Consider the following 19325-nt stretch of genomic DNA (forward strand, 5'->3'; position numbering starts at 1 on the left):
ATAGGATGAGATGAATCTGAATATGTGTTAAAGCTGAATATTAATCGTTTTCTTTCATACCAAAAAAGCTGACCCCTTTTAAATAGGTATCAGCTTTTTCTTTTTAAAACGCTCTTAACTTTATACGTAACCCAGATTACTTGCGGCGCTTGAGTGCAATACCAACAGCTGCGGCACCAAGAATGACTGCAATGATCGAGAGGACGAGAGCTGTCGTTTGTGCAGTAGAGCTGGCTGGAACAGAAGCGGCAGGTGCAGCTTCTACAGCATTGTTTGAAGCAGGTGCGGGGCTGCTGCTATCTTTAGTCGTATCTGTGCTCGCGTGACCTGCTGTCGTACCCGCCGAATCGTGTCCGCTGTCTGCGGCAGGGACAGGAGTTGCGGACGTGGCATCCGCCGTGATTTCGGTAATAGAATGAGGACTGTTACTTCCTTCATCGCCTGTCCATTCCACGATACTTCCGTCACTATAATATTGGAAGGCGTCCCAGGCTGCTGCGGTATTCTGGTCTGCATTTTGCGCTACAAAGCTAAAACGCTGATATTGACCTGCTTGAATGCCGTCTTTTTCAGTCGTCCAGGTCACGGTGATTACTTTGCCAGAGCTGTCTTTTTCGGTGGCTACCTTCCAATCCGGTACAGGCTCGTATTGTTTGAAAACGACCTCTTTCGGAATTTTCAAGGCGACTTTGGTGGTTGGAATGTTTTTTTCCACGGGTACTTTCAATGTGTACGTTTCCCACGCATTAGGTTGTGAAACAGAAGGCTTGACTGTCACATGTGCACTGGCCATACCTGCAAAAAGTAAGGCACCCGCTGCGATTAGACCCACAGAGGTCGCAAACCTGGAAAATCTGGATTTTGCTGTTTGAATTGTTGTATTCATATTCAATTATTCGCTCCTTTTAAGTGAGGATTTCACAAAATCCTGAAGTATAAAATAATTATTTTTTACCGCCTACATGCAGGGTGAATTCAGCATCAACCGCATCGAGTGAAGCCGTCAGAGCATGTACCTTTACCGCCCATGTTCCTTCGGAGGTCATCAATTCCTGACTGCGGAATGGCTGTTGCTGCTTCACAGGTAGAACAAATTCCTGTTGATCTTGGTCAGGGTCTGCTGGAGTGAGCGTTAATGTAACCTGCTGGATTCCTGAAACGGCAGCACCCTTGCTGTCCTGAACGGATACCTTAAATTCATTGCTGCCCACAGCATTGGGACTGACTGCCAGGGTAACGTTATATCCACCCGTAGTGCGAGTCTCCTCAAACGGTACAGCAGGTGCCTGACCGGGTGACAGGTGAGTGAGCACCGCAGTCAACAGCATCACGAGCAGGCCGACGGACAACTCGGCACGCAATCCCCGGGCGGCTTGCTTGCTGGGCGCCGCTTGCCGTGCGCTGCGGAACTGGCTGGCCGCGAAGGCCAGCATGACTAGCAGCAGCGCTGCTTTGCCGAGCAGAACGAGTCCATAGGACGTGTTCAGCAGCATGGAGGGAGCCGGAATGTACAGCACGGCTCCATATATACCGGTGGCGAGTAACGCCGCCACCATAGCAATGCCCCAGCCGGCGAAGCGGCGCAAGGCGGCTTGTCGCAGAGTTGCCCGCTCGGATACGGGCAACTCTGCTCCGGCAACCGGCAGGCACACGACCATGACGGCAAGTGAGCCGATCCAAAAGGTTGCTGCCGCGAGATGGACGAAGTCCGCCGCAATAGCTGGAGCTGGATGCGTAGCCGCTGCCGGATGACCGACAAAGGCCTTGGACAGCATGAGGCATAGCGTTAGGAGAGCCGAGCTGTAGCCCCAAAGACGGCGCTGGCGACTCGAAATGCTGTAATCCAGCGCGTAAATCAGCGTTACGCTTAGGAGTAGCACGAGAATCATCTGGATAAACCAAATTTGTCCGGCTCCAGTAAACTGGAGAGCTTCTCCCAGAATCGGGAGTGAGAAGCCCTCCCTGATGGAAACCCCGGCATCCCATGAAGCCTGAAGTGGCAGGCTGATCAGAATGGCGGCAGACGTTATGCCGTAGCCGCTCCATAGCAGTTTATTCCAGCGGGGCGATGTTTCAAAGGGCCGCTGATTTTGCTTATGCTGTTCACTTTGATTCTTGTCTTGGCTTATGCTCGGTAAGATGAACAGCCGGAAACAAATCGCTCCAAAAAGCAGCGATAGTCCTATGTAAAGAAACCAACGGACAGCGATTAAGTCGATTCGTGATGTCCCTGAGCCTTCAGGTGCGGTAGCTTGATGGGTAGGCGCATTGGAACCGCTGCCTACTTGAAATGGAATAACTCCATTAACTGGATGTCCGTCTGCGGATAAAGCTCTCCAACTAACAGAGTAAATTCCATTTTTCATCCCTGGGATCAATTGGATTTCCATGGTGGCTTTGTGATTCGGGTCAAGCTGTGCTTTTCCTGTGTCGACCCGCTTGCCTGTTTCGTCGGTCACTTTGATCGACATGAAGGCAGATTGCAAATCTTCATTGAAGGTAATGGTCACCTGAGAAGGCGACTTGTCCAAAACCTGATTTTCGGTCGGACTGGATTCAATGACAAATGCATGAGCCCACGAAGAGTGAGGAAACAGGACCAGAAGGGGGAGACACAGCAATAAAAGACAAGCCACACGGGCTGGTCTGGACGGATACAACATGCTTGTGAAGTCACCTTCTCTCGATTACTTGAAGCGAGGATATCCCCATTTATAACATTTTATACAGGAGGATTTTGCCTGACGTACAAATCCATTCCTATCTTAATCATAGTGCATATAGCGCGAATAGATGGAGCGAATTATGACATTTATATGAAATTTGAAATAATAAGCATTATACAAAATGCCAATCATATGAAAACCCCTAGTGTGGTTGAATTCAGGACGATTTCAACCATGCTAGGGGAAAGAGGAAGAGCCTATGAAGGAATTAGAGCCCTGTTTCCATGAGATCCGTGAAAGCAGGTTGCTTGTGTTGAATATAATGGATAAAAATAGCCGTTAGTTTGGGATCGAATTGGCTACCCGAGCAAGCGCGTAATTCTTCAATGGCCTCCTCGAACGTTTTGGTGGGTTGATAGGGACGCTCGGTTGTCATCGCATCAAAAGAGTCGATGATCGTCAGCATCCGACATAAAAGTGGAATTTGCTCGCCCTTAAAGCCAAACGGATAGCCTCCTCCGTCATAACGTTCATGATGCAGCTCCACAAAAGGAATCAAATCTACGAATCGTTCGTTGGCTTCTACAATACGCTTGCCCCACATGACATGCGCTTGCACCATCTGCCATTCCTCACCGGACAGCTTCTCTTTTTTATTGAGGATATTCCAGGGAATCTCCAGTTTACCAATGTCATGAATGAGAGCTCCTAGTATGAAACGCCGCTTATCCTCCGGTCCGAGTTGAAGCACATCGCTCATGTCTGCTGCATATCTGAACACCCGTTTGGAATGCTTGAAGGTATTAATATCCTTGTATAAGAACAAATTAAGCTGCTGCTCAAGATCACGAATATCCTGCCCCAGATCCACCTCACGCTCCACTTCATTTAAGCTTCCATGCGTATGAACGATGTTTTTGCCCTGTTTCTTGGCGTAGTACAGGGCTTTATCCGCCAGATCGACCAATTGTGATTTGTCGTAGATGTCAATGCGGCTTTGGGCAATACCTGCGGAGAAGGACAGACAGCCATGTGGAAAAATTTCGACACCCTCATAACGAGAATCATTTAATCTTTTTCGAATAGCATTGACTATTTCATAAGCTTGTTCAGCGGTATGATCAGGCATAAGCAGGGTGAATTCTTCTCCACCGTAGCGGGATACGGTGATGGGGGTGTCGGAGGTTTCCTTCTTAAGAAACTCACCGAGAAATCCCAGTAGCTGATCGCCTTTAAGATGACCGAAATGATCATTGTATTTTTTGAAATCATCTATATCAATCAGCGCCAGACTGAGGGGAGTATTCTCGGATCTCGATATATTTAATTCAGCTTCAAGTGTATTTTCAAAGTAGCTGTGATTGTATAGCCCTGTTCTGCGATCCATGTTTGCTTTTTCTTCGATTTCCCGATACAGCGTGAACATTTGCTTGAATGCGTGAGATAGGAGCATGCTTAGCCCAAGGAACAGCAAAAGTCCTAGAATGCCATTGTTATAAATCAGTGTAGTCAATACCAAAGACAGAATGAGTGTACATAAGTATACGAGCAGGGATTCAGCCAAAAAAGCCTGTTTAAGCTCATTGAAGGACCCTTTGTATGCGATATAAAAGTAGATGCCCAGTGTGATTGTGTTCACCGCAAAGTAGCAAATTAACGCCAGCAGGTAGGAAGCGAAATGCTCTTGGTTTAAAGCTCCCTGCGTTCCGCCGCTTAGTTCAAATACTGTTGAAGACAGGAAAATGGAAAGGGCGTAAATAGAAAAATTGACGGTATGCTTCCACCAGGACAGTTCTGTGTGCCGGAACATAGCAATGATTACGTTTAACAGTAAAATTAGAATAGCAATTTCGGTGCCGTGCACAAAAATACAAGCCAGATACACGGAGGAATCCATGGACTGCTTGTTACTGGCTGGGGGTAGCTGGAATGTAAAATGCTCCAGAATTAGAACTGCTCCCAATAGGGAATAGATCGTGACCCACTCTGTTGTCGTATAGTGCAAAAAGGACCACTGATTCGTATACAGGAGGACGATCAAGCCTGCCAAACATATGAAAAACACATATATTCCCGTCGCGGTAACCCATTCTTGCAGCTTTTTTATTATACTCATCATTTCTTCTCCTGCCTTGTCGTATCTTGATGTCAAAGCTACCAGGGGTGAATGGGATAATTTACAATTTTATAATCGAAAATTTCACATGAAAAAACAGGCCGGAATCCAGCCTGTTTTGTTGAGCCTGTGCTTCCTTTTTTTCTTATCGGTGACTAGCCCCCGATTTTGTAACCGGAAGTCAAAGCAATTATGACAGAAGCTACAATAATAGCATTGATAATCACACGGGAGTATTTCAAGTTTTTCATAGGGTTCCCTCCCTTCCTTGGAATAAGGTACGCACTAGGCGTGGCGGGGATTGGTTTCTTGCTGCTTATCCGTGGTCCTTTTCACGACCATAATGCTTTGGATAAACAGAAACATCCCGAAGTTCATGACAACATCTCCAATACTAATTACCTGCGTGCGGGGATAGGGCTTGGAGAGAGGAATAATGTCACCAAGCAATGATAGACGCGTGCTCGCATCCATCATGTAATGTTTCGAGATGACACTTCCGGATTTAAGCATATCTGTATAATAGGGACCCAGCACCTCCGAAGCGCTCAACGAGACTGGCATCCTGCCGCCATTCACCGCCATAACGATAAAATTCATCAATACGCCGATGATAATAAGCTTGAATCCCTTATGATGTCTGTTCAACCAGAGAAATATCAATCCAACCACGTAGACTCCCATAAATAGATACCCGTTAATGGCTGCCAGCCCAGTCCATTTTTCTTGGAAATAAAAAATAATGAATTGTACCAGTAGCAGCACGGGGAACATCCAGCCGGCTATAAGGCGAATTTGACTGAAACGGATCAGACCTTGCCGCCAGCCTCCTCTGAACAGACCTACAATGAGACCCAGTAGCACTCCATCATAGACCATTATCATTCTCCAGATTCCACAAATTTTTTGTTTTGGTTACCGTATAATTCGACCTGAAATTGGTAAATTCCTGCCTGATATATAGCAGTTTTGAAAAAAAATTGCGGATTAGCGTGTAATTATTCGAAGCCAGACGAAATGAGTGATATCATGATGTATTGAAGTAATTATTTATATTTTTGTGAAAAGGATGATTATTATTATGAACCGGTTATCCAATACTGTTATGGTTGCCGCAGATATGACCAAATCGCGAATATTATGGATCGCCTTTGTCCTGGGTGCATTGAGTGCTTTCGGGCCGTTGTCCATAGATATGTATTTGCCGTCGCTGCCTACATTAGCCGACAATTTGCATACGACCACTTCGCTGGCGCAGCTTAGTTTGACCGCCTGTCTGTTGGGACTGGCCGTTGGCCAGATCGTTGCTGGTCCTCTTAGCGATGTGAGAGGTCGCAGAGGACCGCTGGTGATCTCGCTCATTCTGTACGCTGCTGCTTCGTTGTTATGCGTGTTTGCGCCGAATATCGGTATGCTCATTGCGCTTCGCTTTATTCAAGGGCTTACGGGCTCGGCGGGGATCGTAATTTCCAGAGCTGTAGCCCGTGATCTTTACTCGGGCAAAGAGTTGACACGCTTTTTCTCACTGCTCATGCTGGTGAACGGCGTGGCCCCCATTGCTGCACCGGTACTGGGCGGTGTCATATTGAACTTTGTTTCCTGGCGTGGTGTATTCATGGTGCTTTGTGTAGTGGGCGTGGCTATGCTGATTGCCGTCGTGTTGGGTTTGCCAGAAACGTTGCCAACGAACCGCCGCTCATCCGGTGGTTTGAAGCAGACGCTGGGGACACTCGGTCACTTGTTTGCCGATCGACGCTTTATGGGCTATGCCTTCTCACAGGCGCTGATTACGGGAGCGATGTTCGCGTATATTGCTGGCTCACCATTCGTGCTTCAGGATATTTTCGGGGTTTCCCCTCAGACGTATAGCATCATTTTTGCAGTGAATGGTTTGGGGATTGTACTGTTTTCCCAGTTAACGGGTAGACTTGTGGGTCGCTTCAGCGAACGACAGTTACTCTTGTCGGGTCTGGTCATTGCGGCTGTAGCCGGAATCAGCTTGCTTACTGTAGCCTTTACTGGAGGCCAATTGTTTGCTGTTTTAGTTCCGCTATTTTTTGTCGTTTCCTGCGTAGGGATTGTGAGTACAACGACGACTTCATTGGCAATGCAGAGTCAGCAGCGCTCCGCAGGTAGTGCGTCCGCTATGCTTGGTTTGTTGCCTCTATTGCTGGGTTCCATCGCTTCACCGCTAGTAGGCTTGGGGAGTGGAACAACCCCCGTACCCATGGCGGTCGTTATAGCTATAGCCGAGGTTGGTGCGCTAATAAGCTTTGCCGTACTTGCTAAGGAAACACGCGCGAAGGCTTGAAATTAGGCGAATTGAACTAAAAAACTCCCCTGGACTGATACGTGAACCATTTCAGTCCAGGGGAGTTTTTTACCGTTTTGCAATCGAGATATCTTCGGCTTCCTTTGCGGGCAGAGGTATCTGTTTTAAGTACATACGAGATGGTTTGTGAACCAGAATTGAAATAAGCATGCAGATATGAACGGGAAAGAAAGGGTCTATTCCGTTGATGTTCAAACCAAAAATGGATACGAAAAGCAGTAAAGTAAGGGTGAGTTTATACTTTTTTGTCGCAATAAACAGCAAGATCATTATTGTAGGAAGTAATCGAAAGAGCAATTTTCCGAATACAAATCCGACCATATGAGCGGTAGAACCTTCAAGTGGAGGTGTGATGGATAGCGTGCGGGAGGCCATATGGATTAACCGAGACTCCCCACCTGTCGGTTGGGCTGAAATAAATACACATCCTGCGATAATGATTACAAGGATTTTAAACCACAACAGGCCTTGGATAAGCCGTAACAAGGGTGTAATCTTTATTTTCATTGACTTCTAATAAGCTCCTTCGACGTATGATTTGTTATGATTGCTCGTTTGTATATATACAAGACAAATGGGAATTGCAACTTTAATATTATATCAATATATTACCAAAAGAGTAGTCCTGCTAAAGAATGATTATGCGGAGACTATTTTCCTGATGTTGAGACAGAATCGAACGATATTTTGGTTTCCTGCCAAATATATAGATGTGAGATGAAAGAAAGGGGGAGATCAGGATTGGACAACGCAAGGAGGCGGGCAAATTTGATAAAGAATGATTTGATGGTTGCTCTTGTTACGGAGACGCTGGCTGGCAGTCGTGAGGCTTACAGAGAACTGTATGATCAAACAATTCATACAGTCTATAGAACGGTGCATTTTTTGTTGGAAGAGAAAGTGGATGCTGATGATGTGGTGCAGGAAATTTATATTCATGTATATAAATCACTTGGGCAATTTGACGAAAGACGTCCTTTTCATCCTTGGCTAATGGGGGTCGTTATGCGTCAGATCCGGGCTTACCGTAGAAAACAATGGATGAGGCTACGAATCACAAGCAAAGCAAAAAGGCTCGAACTTCATACATCTCATGATTTTTCTGAGGAAATTGTGGACAAGGTTGCAAATCATGTATTGCTCCAAGCAGTTCAGCAGCTTTCGTTCAAGCTTAAACAGGTAATTGTGTTGCACTATTTGCAGGAATATTCCCAAGAGGAAATCTCCAATATTTTAGAGATACCGTTAGGCACGGTGAAATCACGAATTCACGCGGCTTTGCAAAAGCTTCGATCGAAAGAGCAGCAGGAACATTTTCTAATCGGAAAGGTGGAGAAGATCCATGAAGCTTGAGCAAGAACTACGTAGGGTGATGCAGCAGGATGATGACCACATATTGGCTCCGGCTGAATTAAAAGAAAACATTATGGGTCAAATTGAACGGCTTGAAAAAGGAGGACCTAAATCTATGAAAAGGTATATTGTGATAACTCTTCTCGTAGTGTTATTACTAATTCCAACAGGTGCTTTTGCTACTTACACTTATTTGGCGGATACAATATATGGTTCACAGGAAAAGCTAATTGAAATGGGAGGATCGTCAGAGGAATATAATAGAGTAGAATCCAAGTTGCAGCAGGTGCAGGGGCATTTAACGAAAGAGGAGTTCACTGTTTTTATAGGGTTATTGAGAGAACTCGGGGCCTATAATCTGAAAATGACGGATGAAAACGGCGCACTCCACAAGGAGCGCTTAAGCGCAGAGGAAGAGCGTGAATACGATCATATATCTGCCAAGCTGGAGCCGTATTATGACAAGTTGAATCAGGGGAAAGCGCTAACCCAAACGGACGATGGTAAAAAAGATGGCGGTGATTCTGCCATTACGGGCACATTAGATGCAAAGGCCCACGCAGGCATCGATTTACAGGTCGAGCTGGACTATGCGAAAAAGGTTCTGACTGAGGATGAATTTGTAAAGTTTCGTGTACTGTTCACGAAGTTCTACGAGTATGTACCCCGCATTACAGGGGCCAAAGGTGTACTATATCCAGATCGTTTATCTGAGAGGGATAGAAAAGATTATGAGGAACAGTTAGAGTTGCTACAGCCTTATTTTGATCAATTTAATTCGCTTGAGTAGAAACAGTGGCGAAAATCAAGGCGAAAAAGTGACATTTTCCTGGAATGTTGACATACCCCGTGGGGGTATATTATGATGGGGATATAACAAATGTTTAAATGCATATATACACCACACAGGAGGCTGATGTATGGCTGAGGAGCAATCTGCTTCCCACACTGAAGTCCATGAGAATCACTGTGGAACAGACGGGGAAAAGACAATTAGAAAAAGTCATCATTCGGCAGAGTTCAAGAACAGCCTCGTATCCCGGTTGAACCGTATTGAAGGTCAGGTTCGCGGAATTAAAGGCTTGATTGAGAAGGATACCTACTGTGACGATGTACTGAACCAGATTGCGGCTGTCCAGTCCGCGCTGAATGGTGTCGGTAAGCTGCTGCTGGAAGGGCATATGAAAAGCTGTGTCATTGAGCGCATGCAGGCAGGAGAGCAGGAAGTGATTGACGAGCTGCTGGTTACGGTCAAAAAGCTAATCCGTTAAGAGTAGTATTCATACACATTATGGGTACGGAAGTACCCCAGAGGAGGAAAAGAAAATGGCACAAGTTACATTGAATGTAGAAGGCATGAGCTGCAATCATTGCGTGAAGGCAGTAGAAGGAGCTTTGGAGAAAGTTGGCGCTACCGGCAAGGTCAGCCTCGAAATGAAACAAGTGAATGTAGAATATGACGAGTCCAAGCTGAACGTTGAAGCGCTGAAAACAGCCATTGAAGACCAAGGCTATGATGTTGTTTAAGTAATGAAGGTGTTTTATGTGTGAAAAGACTTGTTTCGAAGGAGAAGCTTCCGTATTAGAAGCTTTTTCTTTTTGGATATGATATACCCCACTGGGGTATAGGAGGAGGGTTATACCATGGAAAACCGTGCGACCGACGGTGACAAGCAGACAACGCTTCACATTACAGGGATGTCCTGTGCCGCCTGCGCAAGCCGTATTGAGAAAGGTTTAAAGCGAATAGATGGTGTGGCACAGGCTAATGTGAATTTGGCTTTGGAGCAGGCGTCGATATCCTATGATCCCAAGCAGGTGGAGATCGCTGAATTCCGCGACAAAATTGCTTCTCTTGGGTTTGGAACTGTAAGTGAAGAAGCCAATCTGAATGTAACGGGCATGACTTGCGCGGCCTGTGCAACCCGGATTGAAAAGGGATTGAATCGGATGCCTGGTGTAACAGGTGCCACGGTAAATTTGGCGATGGAAACCGCTCATGTGGAATATGCCGCGGGGAGTATTGCGATTGGTGATCTGGTGAGTAAGATTGAACAGCTAGGCTACGGAGCGATCCCGCAGAGCGCTGAGGACAATATTGCGGATGTACGCAGTAAGGATATCCATCGTAAAAAATGGAAGTGGATTGTGTCCGCAGTGCTGTCGTTGCCGTTGTTGTGGGCGATGGTGGCTCATTTTTCCTTTACATCATGGATTTATGTGCCAGAACTGTTCTTAAATCCATGGTTCCAACTAGTGCTGACAACGCCGATTCAGTTCGTCATTGGTTGGCAGTTTTATGTGGGCGCGTACAAAGCGCTTCGTAACGGCAGTTCGAATATGGATGTGTTAGTTGCACTAGGTACGTCTGCGGCTTACTTTTACAGCTTGTACCTTACTCTGCGTCCGGCTGATGTTATGGAGGGGATGGCGGGAATGCCTGTCATGACCATGCCGGAGCTGTATTACGAGACAAGCGCGGTGCTAATTACACTTATTTTGGTTGGTAAATGGTTCGAAGCGGTAGCCAAAGGGCGTTCGTCCGAGGCGATCAAGAGCCTGATGAGTCTACAGGCGACAACGGCACGTGTAGTACGTGATGGGCAAGAGCTTGATATTCCGATTGAACAGGTACGTGTGAAGGATATCTTTATTGTACGACCCGGCGAGAAAATTCCTGTCGATGGTGTGGTCGTAGACGGACGTTCGGCAGTGGACGAATCCATGTTAAGTGGTGAGAGTCTTCCGGTTGAAAAAGAAGCTGGTTCCGCAGTTACAGGGGCGACGCTCAATAAAAACGGGGTTCTACGTATCCAGGCTGAGCGTGTGGGTGGTGATACGGCGTTGTCCCGTATTATTAAGGTCGTGGAAGATGCGCAAAGCTCCAAGGCTCCCATTCAGCGGATTGCGGATCAGATTTCCGGTATTTTTGTCCCCATTGTTGTTGCTATCGCTGTGTTGGCCTTTATCGTCTGGTTTTTCCTTGTGACGCCGACTGATTTTGCAGGCTCACTGGAGAAAATGATTGCAGTTCTCGTCATTGCTTGCCCTTGTGCGCTCGGATTGGCAACTCCAACGTCCATTATGGCAGGATCGGGACGTGCCGCTGAATATGGTATTCTGTTCAAGGGCGGCGAGCATTTGGAGATGACCCGTTCAGTCAACGCAGTGGTGTTGGATAAGACAGGTACAGTTACGAATGGCAAGCCCGAGCTGACGGATGTTATGGTTGGAGCAAGCGGCATGGCTGAAAAGGATCTGCTGCGGTTGCTCGGTGCGGCAGAAAAAAGCTCGGAGCATCCGCTGGCGGAAGCCATTGTAAAGGGGATTGCAGATCGAGGCATTGAGCTGGTAGGACCGACAGATTTTGAAAATATTCCGGGTTATGGTGTGAAGGCACATGTGGAAGGTAAACAGGTATTGGCCGGTACACGCCGATTGATGAGCAGGGAAGGCATCGCAATAGATGACTTAGCTGAGCAGTATATGAATGATCTGGAAAATGCAGGGAAAACTGCGATGCTGGTCGCTGTGGACGGTTCCTATGCCGGACTGGTGGCCGTGGCGGATACGATTAAAGAAACGTCACGAGAGGCCGTTGCCCGTCTGCGCGCGATGAACATTGAAGTCATCATGATTACGGGTGACAATGAACGGACTGCGCGGGCTGTTGCCGCCGAGGCTGGAATTGAACGAGTGCTGGCGGAGGTACTACCTGAAGGAAAGGCTGAGGAAGTGAAACGGCTTCAGGAACAAGGCATGATCGTAGCTATGGTTGGGGATGGTATTAACGATGCGCCTGCGCTGGCTACTGCTAATATTGGGATGGCGATGGGTACGGGAACGGATGTGGCCATGGAGGCGGCGGATATTACCCTCATGCGCGGCAACCTGAACAGCATTCCTGACGCGATCGAAATGAGCCGCCGGACCATGACAAACATACGGCAAAATCTGTTTTGGGCGCTCGGGTATAACGTGATCGGTATTCCGATAGCCGCTTTGGGCTTCCTTGCCCCATGGTTGGCGGGAGCGGCCATGGCATTTAGCTCTGTTTCAGTTGTGCTGAATGCGCTGCGTCTCCAACGAGTAAAGCTGTAGGTGTATGGATGTATCGGCAGGATAGCGTGCTGTCGGACTTCTGTATCGAGATAAAGTTATTATCAGAGTATAGAGCAAGTACGCACAATTGGTTTTCTGCGTGCTTGCTTTTTGTTGTGTTTGGTTTTTTAAAACCAGTCAACTTTCATCACGTCAGGTTGCTTATCATTCGCGAAAGTTCCATAATATTTGTAGGAGTGCCATGCAAGCATGCAAGAACTTCTTCGTATACTCACAGCTTGAAGTAGATAAAGAGCTTATATTATGGATTAGGAGTGAAGCAGTCATGAATGATACGATTTCCTTGTTGATGAATCACCGGTCTGTGCGAAAATTCAAGTCAGACCCCATTACCGACGAGCAGCTCGCAGCTATTGTGGCAGCTGGCCAAATGGCTTCCTCGTCCAGCAATGTGCAGGCATATACCGTTATCGCCGTTACCGAGCCTTCTTTGAAAACAAAACTGGCGGAGTTGGCAGGAGGGCAGGCTTACGTTGAGCAATGCCCTGCGTTTTTGGTATGGTGCGCAGACCTGTATCGCTTGAAACAGGTCACGCTCCACCATCAGCCAGGTCAGCCTTCCTATGAAGGGTCCGTTGAAAATTATACGGTTGCGACTATTGATGCCGCGTTAGCTGCACAAAATGCAGCGGTAGCCGCTGAATCACTGGGCTTGGGCATCGTCTACATTGGCGGCATTCGTACTAACATAGCAGAGGTGTCTGAGTTGTTAGGGTTGCCAGAGCTGGTGTATCCAGTATTCGGTATGTGTATTGGTGTACCGGATCAGGAAACGGGCTTGCGTCCACGCCTTCCGCTGTCCGGTGTTTTGCATATGAACGGCTACGACAAAAATCAGACGATGAAAGCTGTAGAAGTATACGATCATACATCAGCCGAATATTTGAAGGAACGTACGGGCGGTCAACGCTCTACGCCATGGTCTGAGCAAATGGCCGGAAGATTGACCGAGCCAGCACGCTTGCAGTTGAAACCATTTTTGGAACAGAAGGGTTTCTTGAAGCAATAAAATTTGAGTAGTGATAAAAAACTCTGCAAAATACAAGTAGTATTTGAGCTATATACGTTTGAAAATACAAGAACCTCCTTATTTACGTATGATGAAGTTCCTCGTAAATAAGGAGGTTCTTTGCTTTGGTTGCATGTTGTGGTTGTAAACCTTCCAGTCAGTAAACAACTGGTATACCTTTATCCATCAGATAGTGAGTAAAAGCGTCTCGTATTTTCATAAAATAATTGATGGACGGCAGATTCATCTTGCTGGGTCAGCTTGCTGTACGCGCGAATGACGTCGGCAGTCATCCGGGGATGTGTCTGTTGTCCGGTAAAAGGACCCTCGAACGGCCAGGGACCGTCTGTCTCTGCCATGATCTGATCAGATGGATACTGCCTTGCCAAACTGCGGATCTCTTCTTCGTACAGGAGATCCGGTGTGAAGGAGACATAATAGCCGTTCCGGGCGATACGTTCGGTCGTGGCGGCAGAGCCTTTAAACCAGTGAAAATGCGCCTGCGTGACGCCGTGACGTTCCAGAAGGTCACAGGCGATGTCTGCGTCTTCATAAACGGCGTGCAGGACAATGGGCTTGCTATGCTTGCTTGCAAACTGGATGAAACGCTCCAGTAGCACTATGTAGGGAGCGAGGTCAAAAGGAGCTCCGCTCTGCGAGGCTTCTAGCCGATTGTAATAGGGTAAGCCGACTTCACCCACGGCGACCATCTGCTGTACATGTTCGTCCATCCAGTCGAACAAGAGGTCAAGCTCAGTTTGCGGTGGAAGGGCCTGTTCGGGATGAAAGCCAAAGGCTGGCCGTACTAGCCCAGGGTAACGCTCGGCTAACCGTAGATTGGCTCGGCTGGAGTCCAGATGCATCGACACGGCTATCACAGCTTGGACGCTGCTATCAGCAAGTGAAGCGAGCAATAGCTTCTGTTGTTCGGGCGGGTAGCTGTCTACATGAATGTGCGCGTCGATTAATGGAGCGGGTCTTGTTGTGGTCAAATCCAAGCCTAGCTTTGTTTGGCTGTTCCATTTCGATGCACATCGAACTTTTACGTCACTCATGCCGATTCAATCCATCTTCCGGGATATTCTTGTGAACGCTCTGAGCATTGTCCATATCGCCGTCCAGTTTGTACTTTTCCTCACGCATCCAGCCGGTCATGGTTCGCTTCCATTCAATAAAGAGTGGATCGAGGGTGATTTCTTCCCTACGCGGGCGGGGAAAAGGGACATCTACGACATGCACCACCGAAGCAGGTCGCGCTGACAGCACATAAATGCGATCGGAGAGCAGCAGCGCTTCTTCAATGCTGTGGGTAATGAACAGCACAGAGCGGCGGTTCTTCTCCCACATCCGCAGTAACCATTGCTGCATATCTGCACGTGTCAGCGCGTCGAGTGCGCTGAACGGCTCATCCAGCAGCATTAATTCCTGCGGGCTGAGCAGTGCGCGAAGAAAGGCTGCACGCTGTTGCATTCCACCAGACAGCGTATGTGGATACGCCTTGGCGAATTTGCCTAGTCCAACCTGCTCGAGCCATTGCAGGGCTTCTTTGCGACGTTCGCGTTCACTGGCGTACTGAGGGGGGACTGCTGTATTTTTACGTGGAGCATTTTCCTGCCCAAGCAGTACATTATCCAGCGTGGTGCGCCACGGGAAAAGGGCGGGCTGCTGTGGCATATAGCTGATATGCCCACGTTCACCAGTCATGTCTCGTCCGTGCATACGGATACGTCCCTGCTGTGGTTTGAGTAGCCCGCCGATGATGTGAAACAGCGTACTTTTGCCGCTGCCTGACGGACCGATGAGAGAAACGAATTCTCCCGGCTTGACTGTGAGGGATACATCCTGCAGCACGGGCAGTAAGCTTCGCTTTTCGCGGAAGGCGAGGCTGATCCCGTCCAATTCCAGAGCAGAAGGGGCAGTCGAAGGACTCTGCTGGTCCCCGGCTCGTTGTTCATTAGCCACGTTGTGTGATGATAAGTCAGTCGGATGCAGACTCATATGTGCCACGTCCTTTCTTTGCTGTATTTAATTCAAGGAGGAAGCTATTCCTGATCCGGTTTCCAGCGAACCAGCCATTTTTCCAGTAGTACTATGATGACAAACATCAGTAAACTGAGCGCGACAATGATGCCGATGGCGGCAAAAATGAGGTCCGTGCGATAGGCCGATTTTTGCAGCAGCATATAATATCCGATTCCTTCGCTCGCACCAATCCATTCGGCAATAATTGCGCCCATCACACTGTAGGTGGCAGCAATCTTGATGCCGGAGAATACTTGCGGCAACGAGTGTGGCAACTCCAGCTTCATAAAAATAGCCATGCGACCGGCACCCGACATCTGCATATAGTTCATCATCATACGGTCCGTCCGTGTCAGCCCGTCCATGGTCGCTACAGCCACGGGAAAAAAGCATACTAAGGTAATGACCATCAGCTTGGGCAGCATGCCAAAACCAAACCACACCATGAGCAGCGGCCCCAGGGCGATGATCGGAATGTTTTGGCTCAGGATAAGCAGCGGATACAGGGCGGATTTGAGAAAAGGAATGGTATGAAGAACGATGGCGATCAACAGTCCCGTTGCTGTCCCTATAGCGAATCCCACAAGTGTCAGGCGAATTGTAGCCCATGTATGGGCACCAAGCAGCGCCGTCTGGGCCATGCCCTCCTGTACGATGAGGGATGGAGCTGGCAGTAGCCAGGATTCAATATGTAAATAGGAAACCGCCCCCTGCCAGGCTGCTAAAAAGAAGAGGACCGCCACAAGGGGCGGCCATACGCTTTTCCACCAGGATGCGTTCTTGCCTTTCGGATTCATGGGCGATATTTCTCGGTCAGCTTGTTCATGCTGATGCCTTGTGGGTTATGTGCGATTTTGATCTGTGAAATGACGCTGGGACTGCCCGCTTCCGTCAAAGCCTCATGCATTTCTTTAACCACTTTCAGCAACTCGTCGAGCTCGCCCTCCATGGTCGTATCCAATGGGTTCACCTGATGTTTGACACCGGAGCGCTGAATGACCTCAATCGCCTTATCTACATACGGGTAAGAGTCCTCGTTATTAGGAGTTTTAGGGATTACTTGAATACTGAGCAGTGTATTAGCCATGCAAATTCACCTGTCCTTCATTTGGAGTGTTTTAGAGAAAATAGGGTGGTTTAAGGCGTTTGAGACCGCTCCGCGTTTCATTTGGTCTTACGATCGCTGTTGCAGGGGGATTCTTGGATTATTTAAGTTTTCAAAGGTAAGAATTCCCCTGCAAAGGCGAACGCTCCGCTTCTCCAGATTCAAATGAACCGCTCCGCTGCTGCCCGCCTTAAAAGCACCCTATTTTTAAAGCTGGTTTGTGCGGCATTTTTAACACACAAGCGCACCTACTTAGCGCTTAGATAATATGAAACTAAAGAATAAACCAAGTTGAACGAGAACGAAGTGGGCGGAATGGTGCTGTACAAGCGTTAGCGTTCGCTTTAAAAGCTTTCCGTAGGAAAGCTCGCTTCGGAAGCATAACCTCCCCGGATTTCTACATTAATCATAAGTTTTTATTAAGAAATCCGGGGTGGTGGCGATGGGAAGCACCATCCGACTGCGTAGTGGCGCTTCGTTCACTTCTCTAGTTCAGTCTTATTTAGCGTTTTAACAAATGGTCAGCGCTTGGGCAAGAAGTCGTTTGTGAAGGCCTTATCGACTTCCAAAGGCTTGCTGAGCAGCTTGCGTTCGTACATCCAGTCCGAATAGTTTTGCCATACCTCCGCTTTTTGCACGCCCCATTGCGCGGCATCATCCTGATAACGTGGGCTTAGCCATTTTTGGCTGGCAAGTACCAGTTTTTTATCCAGCTCCGGTACAGCTTTGCTTAAGATGTCCGCGGCTTCTTCCGGATGGGCGATAGTGTATTCATAGCCTTGGGCGGTAGCGTCCATGAACGCTTTGACCAGCTCGGGATCATTTTTTATCGTCTGTTCGTTGCTCACAATTACAGGCGTATAGTAGTCGAGGCTTTTGGAATAATCTTTTACATACAGCATATCCAATGGCTCATCTCGAAGTTGGGCCTCGATTCCGGTCCATGCGTAGAAAATCCAGGCAAAGTCGATATCCCGCTTCACGGCTGTAAAATAGTCTGCATTGCCCATGTTGACGATCTTCACTTTGCTCACATCGCCTTTGTCTGAATCCATGATGGATTTCATGACCGCTTCTTCTACGGGAGAGCCCCAACCGCCGTATTTTTTACCTTCAAAATCTTTCGGGCTTTTAATTCCGCGATCTACCGGGGCTGCGAAGCCTGAGGTATTATGCTGAATCACCGCAGCGATGGATACAAGCGGCACACCTTGCGTGCGAGCCTGTGTGACGCCTTCTTGGTAGCTGATACCAAAAGGTGCAGCATTAGAAGCAACCATTTGATCGGCTCCGCCTGAACCAGGTTGAACAATTTGGACATTCAAACCTGCTTTTTCGTAAAATCCTTTGTCCTTGGCGACATAGAGTCCCGTATGATTCGTATTGGGTGTCCAGTCGAGCACGATTTTAACATCTTTGAGCCCCTTTGCCGGAGTAGACGTTTGAGTGTCGGTAGCGGAAGCCGCTTCTTGGGATGTAGGGGGACTTCCACCGCAAGCGGTCAGGGTCAGGGCCATGAGCCACAGACTGATCAGTCCCAGGGTTAATATTTTCATGCGCTTCATCGTTAGTGTTCTCTCCTTTTGATTACCCGTTATCCATCCAATCAGACAGCTTAAGTTTCCCATTTTCATAAAAATAACATCTGCCGGACGCGATCTTTCCAACAACTTAATCCTCAACAAAAAAAGCGCCCCGAGTTTCCGGGACGCTTGCGCTTGTATATACCAAAGTAAGGGATGGTCCTATGTAAAAAAGGCACATCTTGCTTAAGCATTCCTACGCTGGCATTACCCAGATCAGGTTGTAAGGGTCAGTGTCTTGGGACACACTCTCAGCCGGCCGATTCCAGCACCCCTGGCATTGTATGGTTTAATGGGTTCATTTATTCGGGTTTACTACGACGATTATATGCTTTGAATGCAGGTCTGTCCAGCATGAAGGGAGAGATAACGGTTCATTTGCCGAACGACAGGGTACACTTTTACTGTGAGCTTTGATCTGAAAATGAGTATGAATCAATCCGATTCGATCCGGTCATGTTATTTTCAGAACAGCTGCGCAGGTAGGTTCAGATGGGCTGGTGCCCAATGGCATGGCGTAGGTAGAGAATTCTAATTCGTGAAAAGGAGTTGTTGTACTGTGGGTAAAACGGAAACATTGGATCGCAACCAACTGGAACAAGCCATTGTGAAGGCTTTGGATAACAACAAATTTTGTACGTTAGGTACGGTAGAGGGTGGCAAACCGAAAGTACGCTATATGGCCCTTTTTAACGATGGAATGAACATTCATCTGGCGACAGATCGCAAAACGCATAAAGTGGATGAGCTAAAGGACAATCCGAATGCTTATCTGCTGCTGGGTTATGAGGTTGGCGGTACGAAGGAAGTTGTTGAAGTGGAGGCTACCGTCCAAATTACAGCTGATGAGGGGCTACGCAAACAAGTGTGGAACGACTCCTTGAAGGAGTGGTTTTCCGGACCGGACGATCCCGATTATGTCATTCTGGACGTGAATCCGACTCGCATTGAGTATGTGGGTCAGCAAACGGAGCGCCAGGTGTGGAAGAAATAATACGAATATAAATGGATAAGCCA

Annotated in this window: 18 protein-coding genes and 1 riboswitch; of the genes, 8 read left to right on the forward strand and 10 right to left on the reverse strand. The window is 47.8% G+C overall.

What is annotated here, in order from left to right:
- Positions 1-136 precede the first annotated feature (136 nt).
- From G9G53_RS12490 to G9G53_RS12505, 4 genes are all read right to left on the reverse strand, one after another.
- Positions 137-886 carry a YcnI family copper-binding membrane protein gene (locus G9G53_RS12490; protein WP_165147918.1) on the reverse strand — a complete coding sequence of 250 codons (750 nt, stop codon included), beginning with the start codon at positions 884-886 and terminating at the stop codon, positions 137-139.
- 58 nt (positions 887-944) lie between these two features.
- On the reverse strand, positions 945-2663 hold the full coding sequence (locus G9G53_RS12495; protein ID WP_029514683.1) for a copper resistance CopC/CopD family protein: 1719 nt from the start codon (positions 2661-2663) through the stop codon (positions 945-947).
- 271 nt (positions 2664-2934) lie between these two features.
- On the reverse strand, positions 2935-4785 hold the full coding sequence (locus G9G53_RS12500; RefSeq protein ID WP_165147921.1) for a bifunctional diguanylate cyclase/phosphohydrolase: 1851 nt from the start codon (positions 4783-4785) through the stop codon (positions 2935-2937).
- Positions 4786-5067: 282 nt separating this feature from the next.
- On the reverse strand, positions 5068-5661 hold the full coding sequence (locus G9G53_RS12505) for a DUF5317 domain-containing protein (protein WP_165147924.1): 594 nt from the start codon (positions 5659-5661) through the stop codon (positions 5068-5070).
- A 202-nt stretch (positions 5662-5863) separates the two neighbouring features.
- Between G9G53_RS12505 and G9G53_RS12510 the strand changes: the two genes are divergently transcribed.
- Positions 5864-7093 carry a multidrug effflux MFS transporter gene (locus G9G53_RS12510; protein WP_069010751.1) on the forward strand — a complete coding sequence of 410 codons (1230 nt, stop codon included), beginning with the start codon at positions 5864-5866 and terminating at the stop codon, positions 7091-7093.
- Between the two features lie 69 nt (positions 7094-7162).
- Here the strand turns inward: G9G53_RS12510 and G9G53_RS12515 are convergent, their stop codons facing one another.
- Positions 7163-7621, reverse strand: a complete 459-nt coding sequence (locus G9G53_RS12515) for a hypothetical protein (protein WP_069010752.1) — start codon at positions 7619-7621, stop codon at positions 7163-7165.
- 264 nt (positions 7622-7885) lie between these two features.
- Between G9G53_RS12515 and G9G53_RS12520 the strand changes: the two genes are divergently transcribed.
- From G9G53_RS12520 to nfsA, 6 genes are all read left to right on the forward strand, one after another.
- Entirely contained in the window at positions 7886-8467 is a 582-nt protein-coding gene (locus G9G53_RS12520; protein ID WP_238794844.1) for a sigma-70 family RNA polymerase sigma factor, read from the forward strand.
- Positions 8457-9257 (forward strand): DUF3600 domain-containing protein, encoded by an 801-nt coding sequence (locus tag G9G53_RS12525; RefSeq protein ID WP_165147927.1) that lies wholly within the window; start codon positions 8457-8459, stop codon positions 9255-9257. Before G9G53_RS12520 ends, G9G53_RS12525 begins: the two co-directional genes overlap by 11 nt.
- Positions 9258-9387: 130 nt before the next feature.
- Positions 9388-9738: a metal-sensitive transcriptional regulator gene (locus G9G53_RS12530; protein ID WP_029514687.1), complete on the forward strand. Its 351-nt coding sequence runs from the start codon at positions 9388-9390 to the stop codon at positions 9736-9738.
- Between the two features lie 55 nt (positions 9739-9793).
- Positions 9794-9994 (forward strand): copper ion binding protein, encoded by a 201-nt coding sequence (locus tag G9G53_RS12535; RefSeq protein WP_165147930.1) that lies wholly within the window; start codon positions 9794-9796, stop codon positions 9992-9994.
- A gap of 117 nt (positions 9995-10111) precedes the next feature.
- Positions 10112-12568 (forward strand): heavy metal translocating P-type ATPase, encoded by a 2457-nt coding sequence (locus G9G53_RS12540; RefSeq protein WP_165147933.1) that lies wholly within the window; start codon positions 10112-10114, stop codon positions 12566-12568.
- A gap of 286 nt (positions 12569-12854) precedes the next feature.
- Positions 12855-13598, forward strand: a complete 744-nt coding sequence (gene nfsA / locus G9G53_RS12545) for an oxygen-insensitive NADPH nitroreductase (protein WP_029514690.1) — start codon at positions 12855-12857, stop codon at positions 13596-13598.
- Positions 13599-13777: 179 nt separating this feature from the next.
- Here the strand turns inward: nfsA and G9G53_RS12550 are convergent, their stop codons facing one another.
- The 5 genes from G9G53_RS12550 to G9G53_RS12570 form a co-directional block, all read right to left on the reverse strand.
- Complete coding sequence (locus tag G9G53_RS12550; protein ID WP_165148402.1) at positions 13778-14590, reverse strand: TatD family hydrolase; 813 nt, start codon at positions 14588-14590, stop codon at positions 13778-13780.
- A gap of 55 nt (positions 14591-14645) precedes the next feature.
- Complete coding sequence (locus G9G53_RS12555; protein ID WP_069010756.1) at positions 14646-15596, reverse strand: ABC transporter ATP-binding protein; 951 nt, start codon at positions 15594-15596, stop codon at positions 14646-14648.
- Between the two features lie 44 nt (positions 15597-15640).
- Positions 15641-16417: an ABC transporter permease gene (locus G9G53_RS12560; protein ID WP_029514693.1), complete on the reverse strand. Its 777-nt coding sequence runs from the start codon at positions 16415-16417 to the stop codon at positions 15641-15643.
- Positions 16414-16707 carry an MTH1187 family thiamine-binding protein gene (locus tag G9G53_RS12565; RefSeq protein ID WP_016818835.1) on the reverse strand — a complete coding sequence of 98 codons (294 nt, stop codon included), beginning with the start codon at positions 16705-16707 and terminating at the stop codon, positions 16414-16416. The genes G9G53_RS12560 and G9G53_RS12565 overlap by 4 nt, the downstream gene beginning before the upstream one ends.
- A gap of 539 nt (positions 16708-17246) precedes the next feature.
- Positions 17247-18290: an ABC transporter substrate-binding protein gene (locus tag G9G53_RS12570; RefSeq protein WP_165147936.1), complete on the reverse strand. Its 1044-nt coding sequence runs from the start codon at positions 18288-18290 to the stop codon at positions 17247-17249.
- A gap of 194 nt (positions 18291-18484) precedes the next feature.
- A riboswitch (TPP riboswitch) is annotated at positions 18485-18594 on the reverse strand.
- 273 nt (positions 18595-18867) lie between these two features.
- Here G9G53_RS12570 and G9G53_RS12575 point away from each other — a divergent pair.
- The gene (locus tag G9G53_RS12575; protein WP_039270290.1) at positions 18868-19302 is read left to right on the forward strand and encodes a pyridoxamine 5'-phosphate oxidase family protein; all 435 of its coding nucleotides are present in this window, start codon (positions 18868-18870) and stop codon (positions 19300-19302) included.
- Positions 19303-19325 lie beyond the last annotated feature (23 nt).

Source organism: Paenibacillus sp. EKM206P (assembly GCF_011066155.1).
Taxonomy (GTDB): domain Bacteria; phylum Bacillota; class Bacilli; order Paenibacillales; family Paenibacillaceae; genus Paenibacillus; species Paenibacillus polymyxa_D.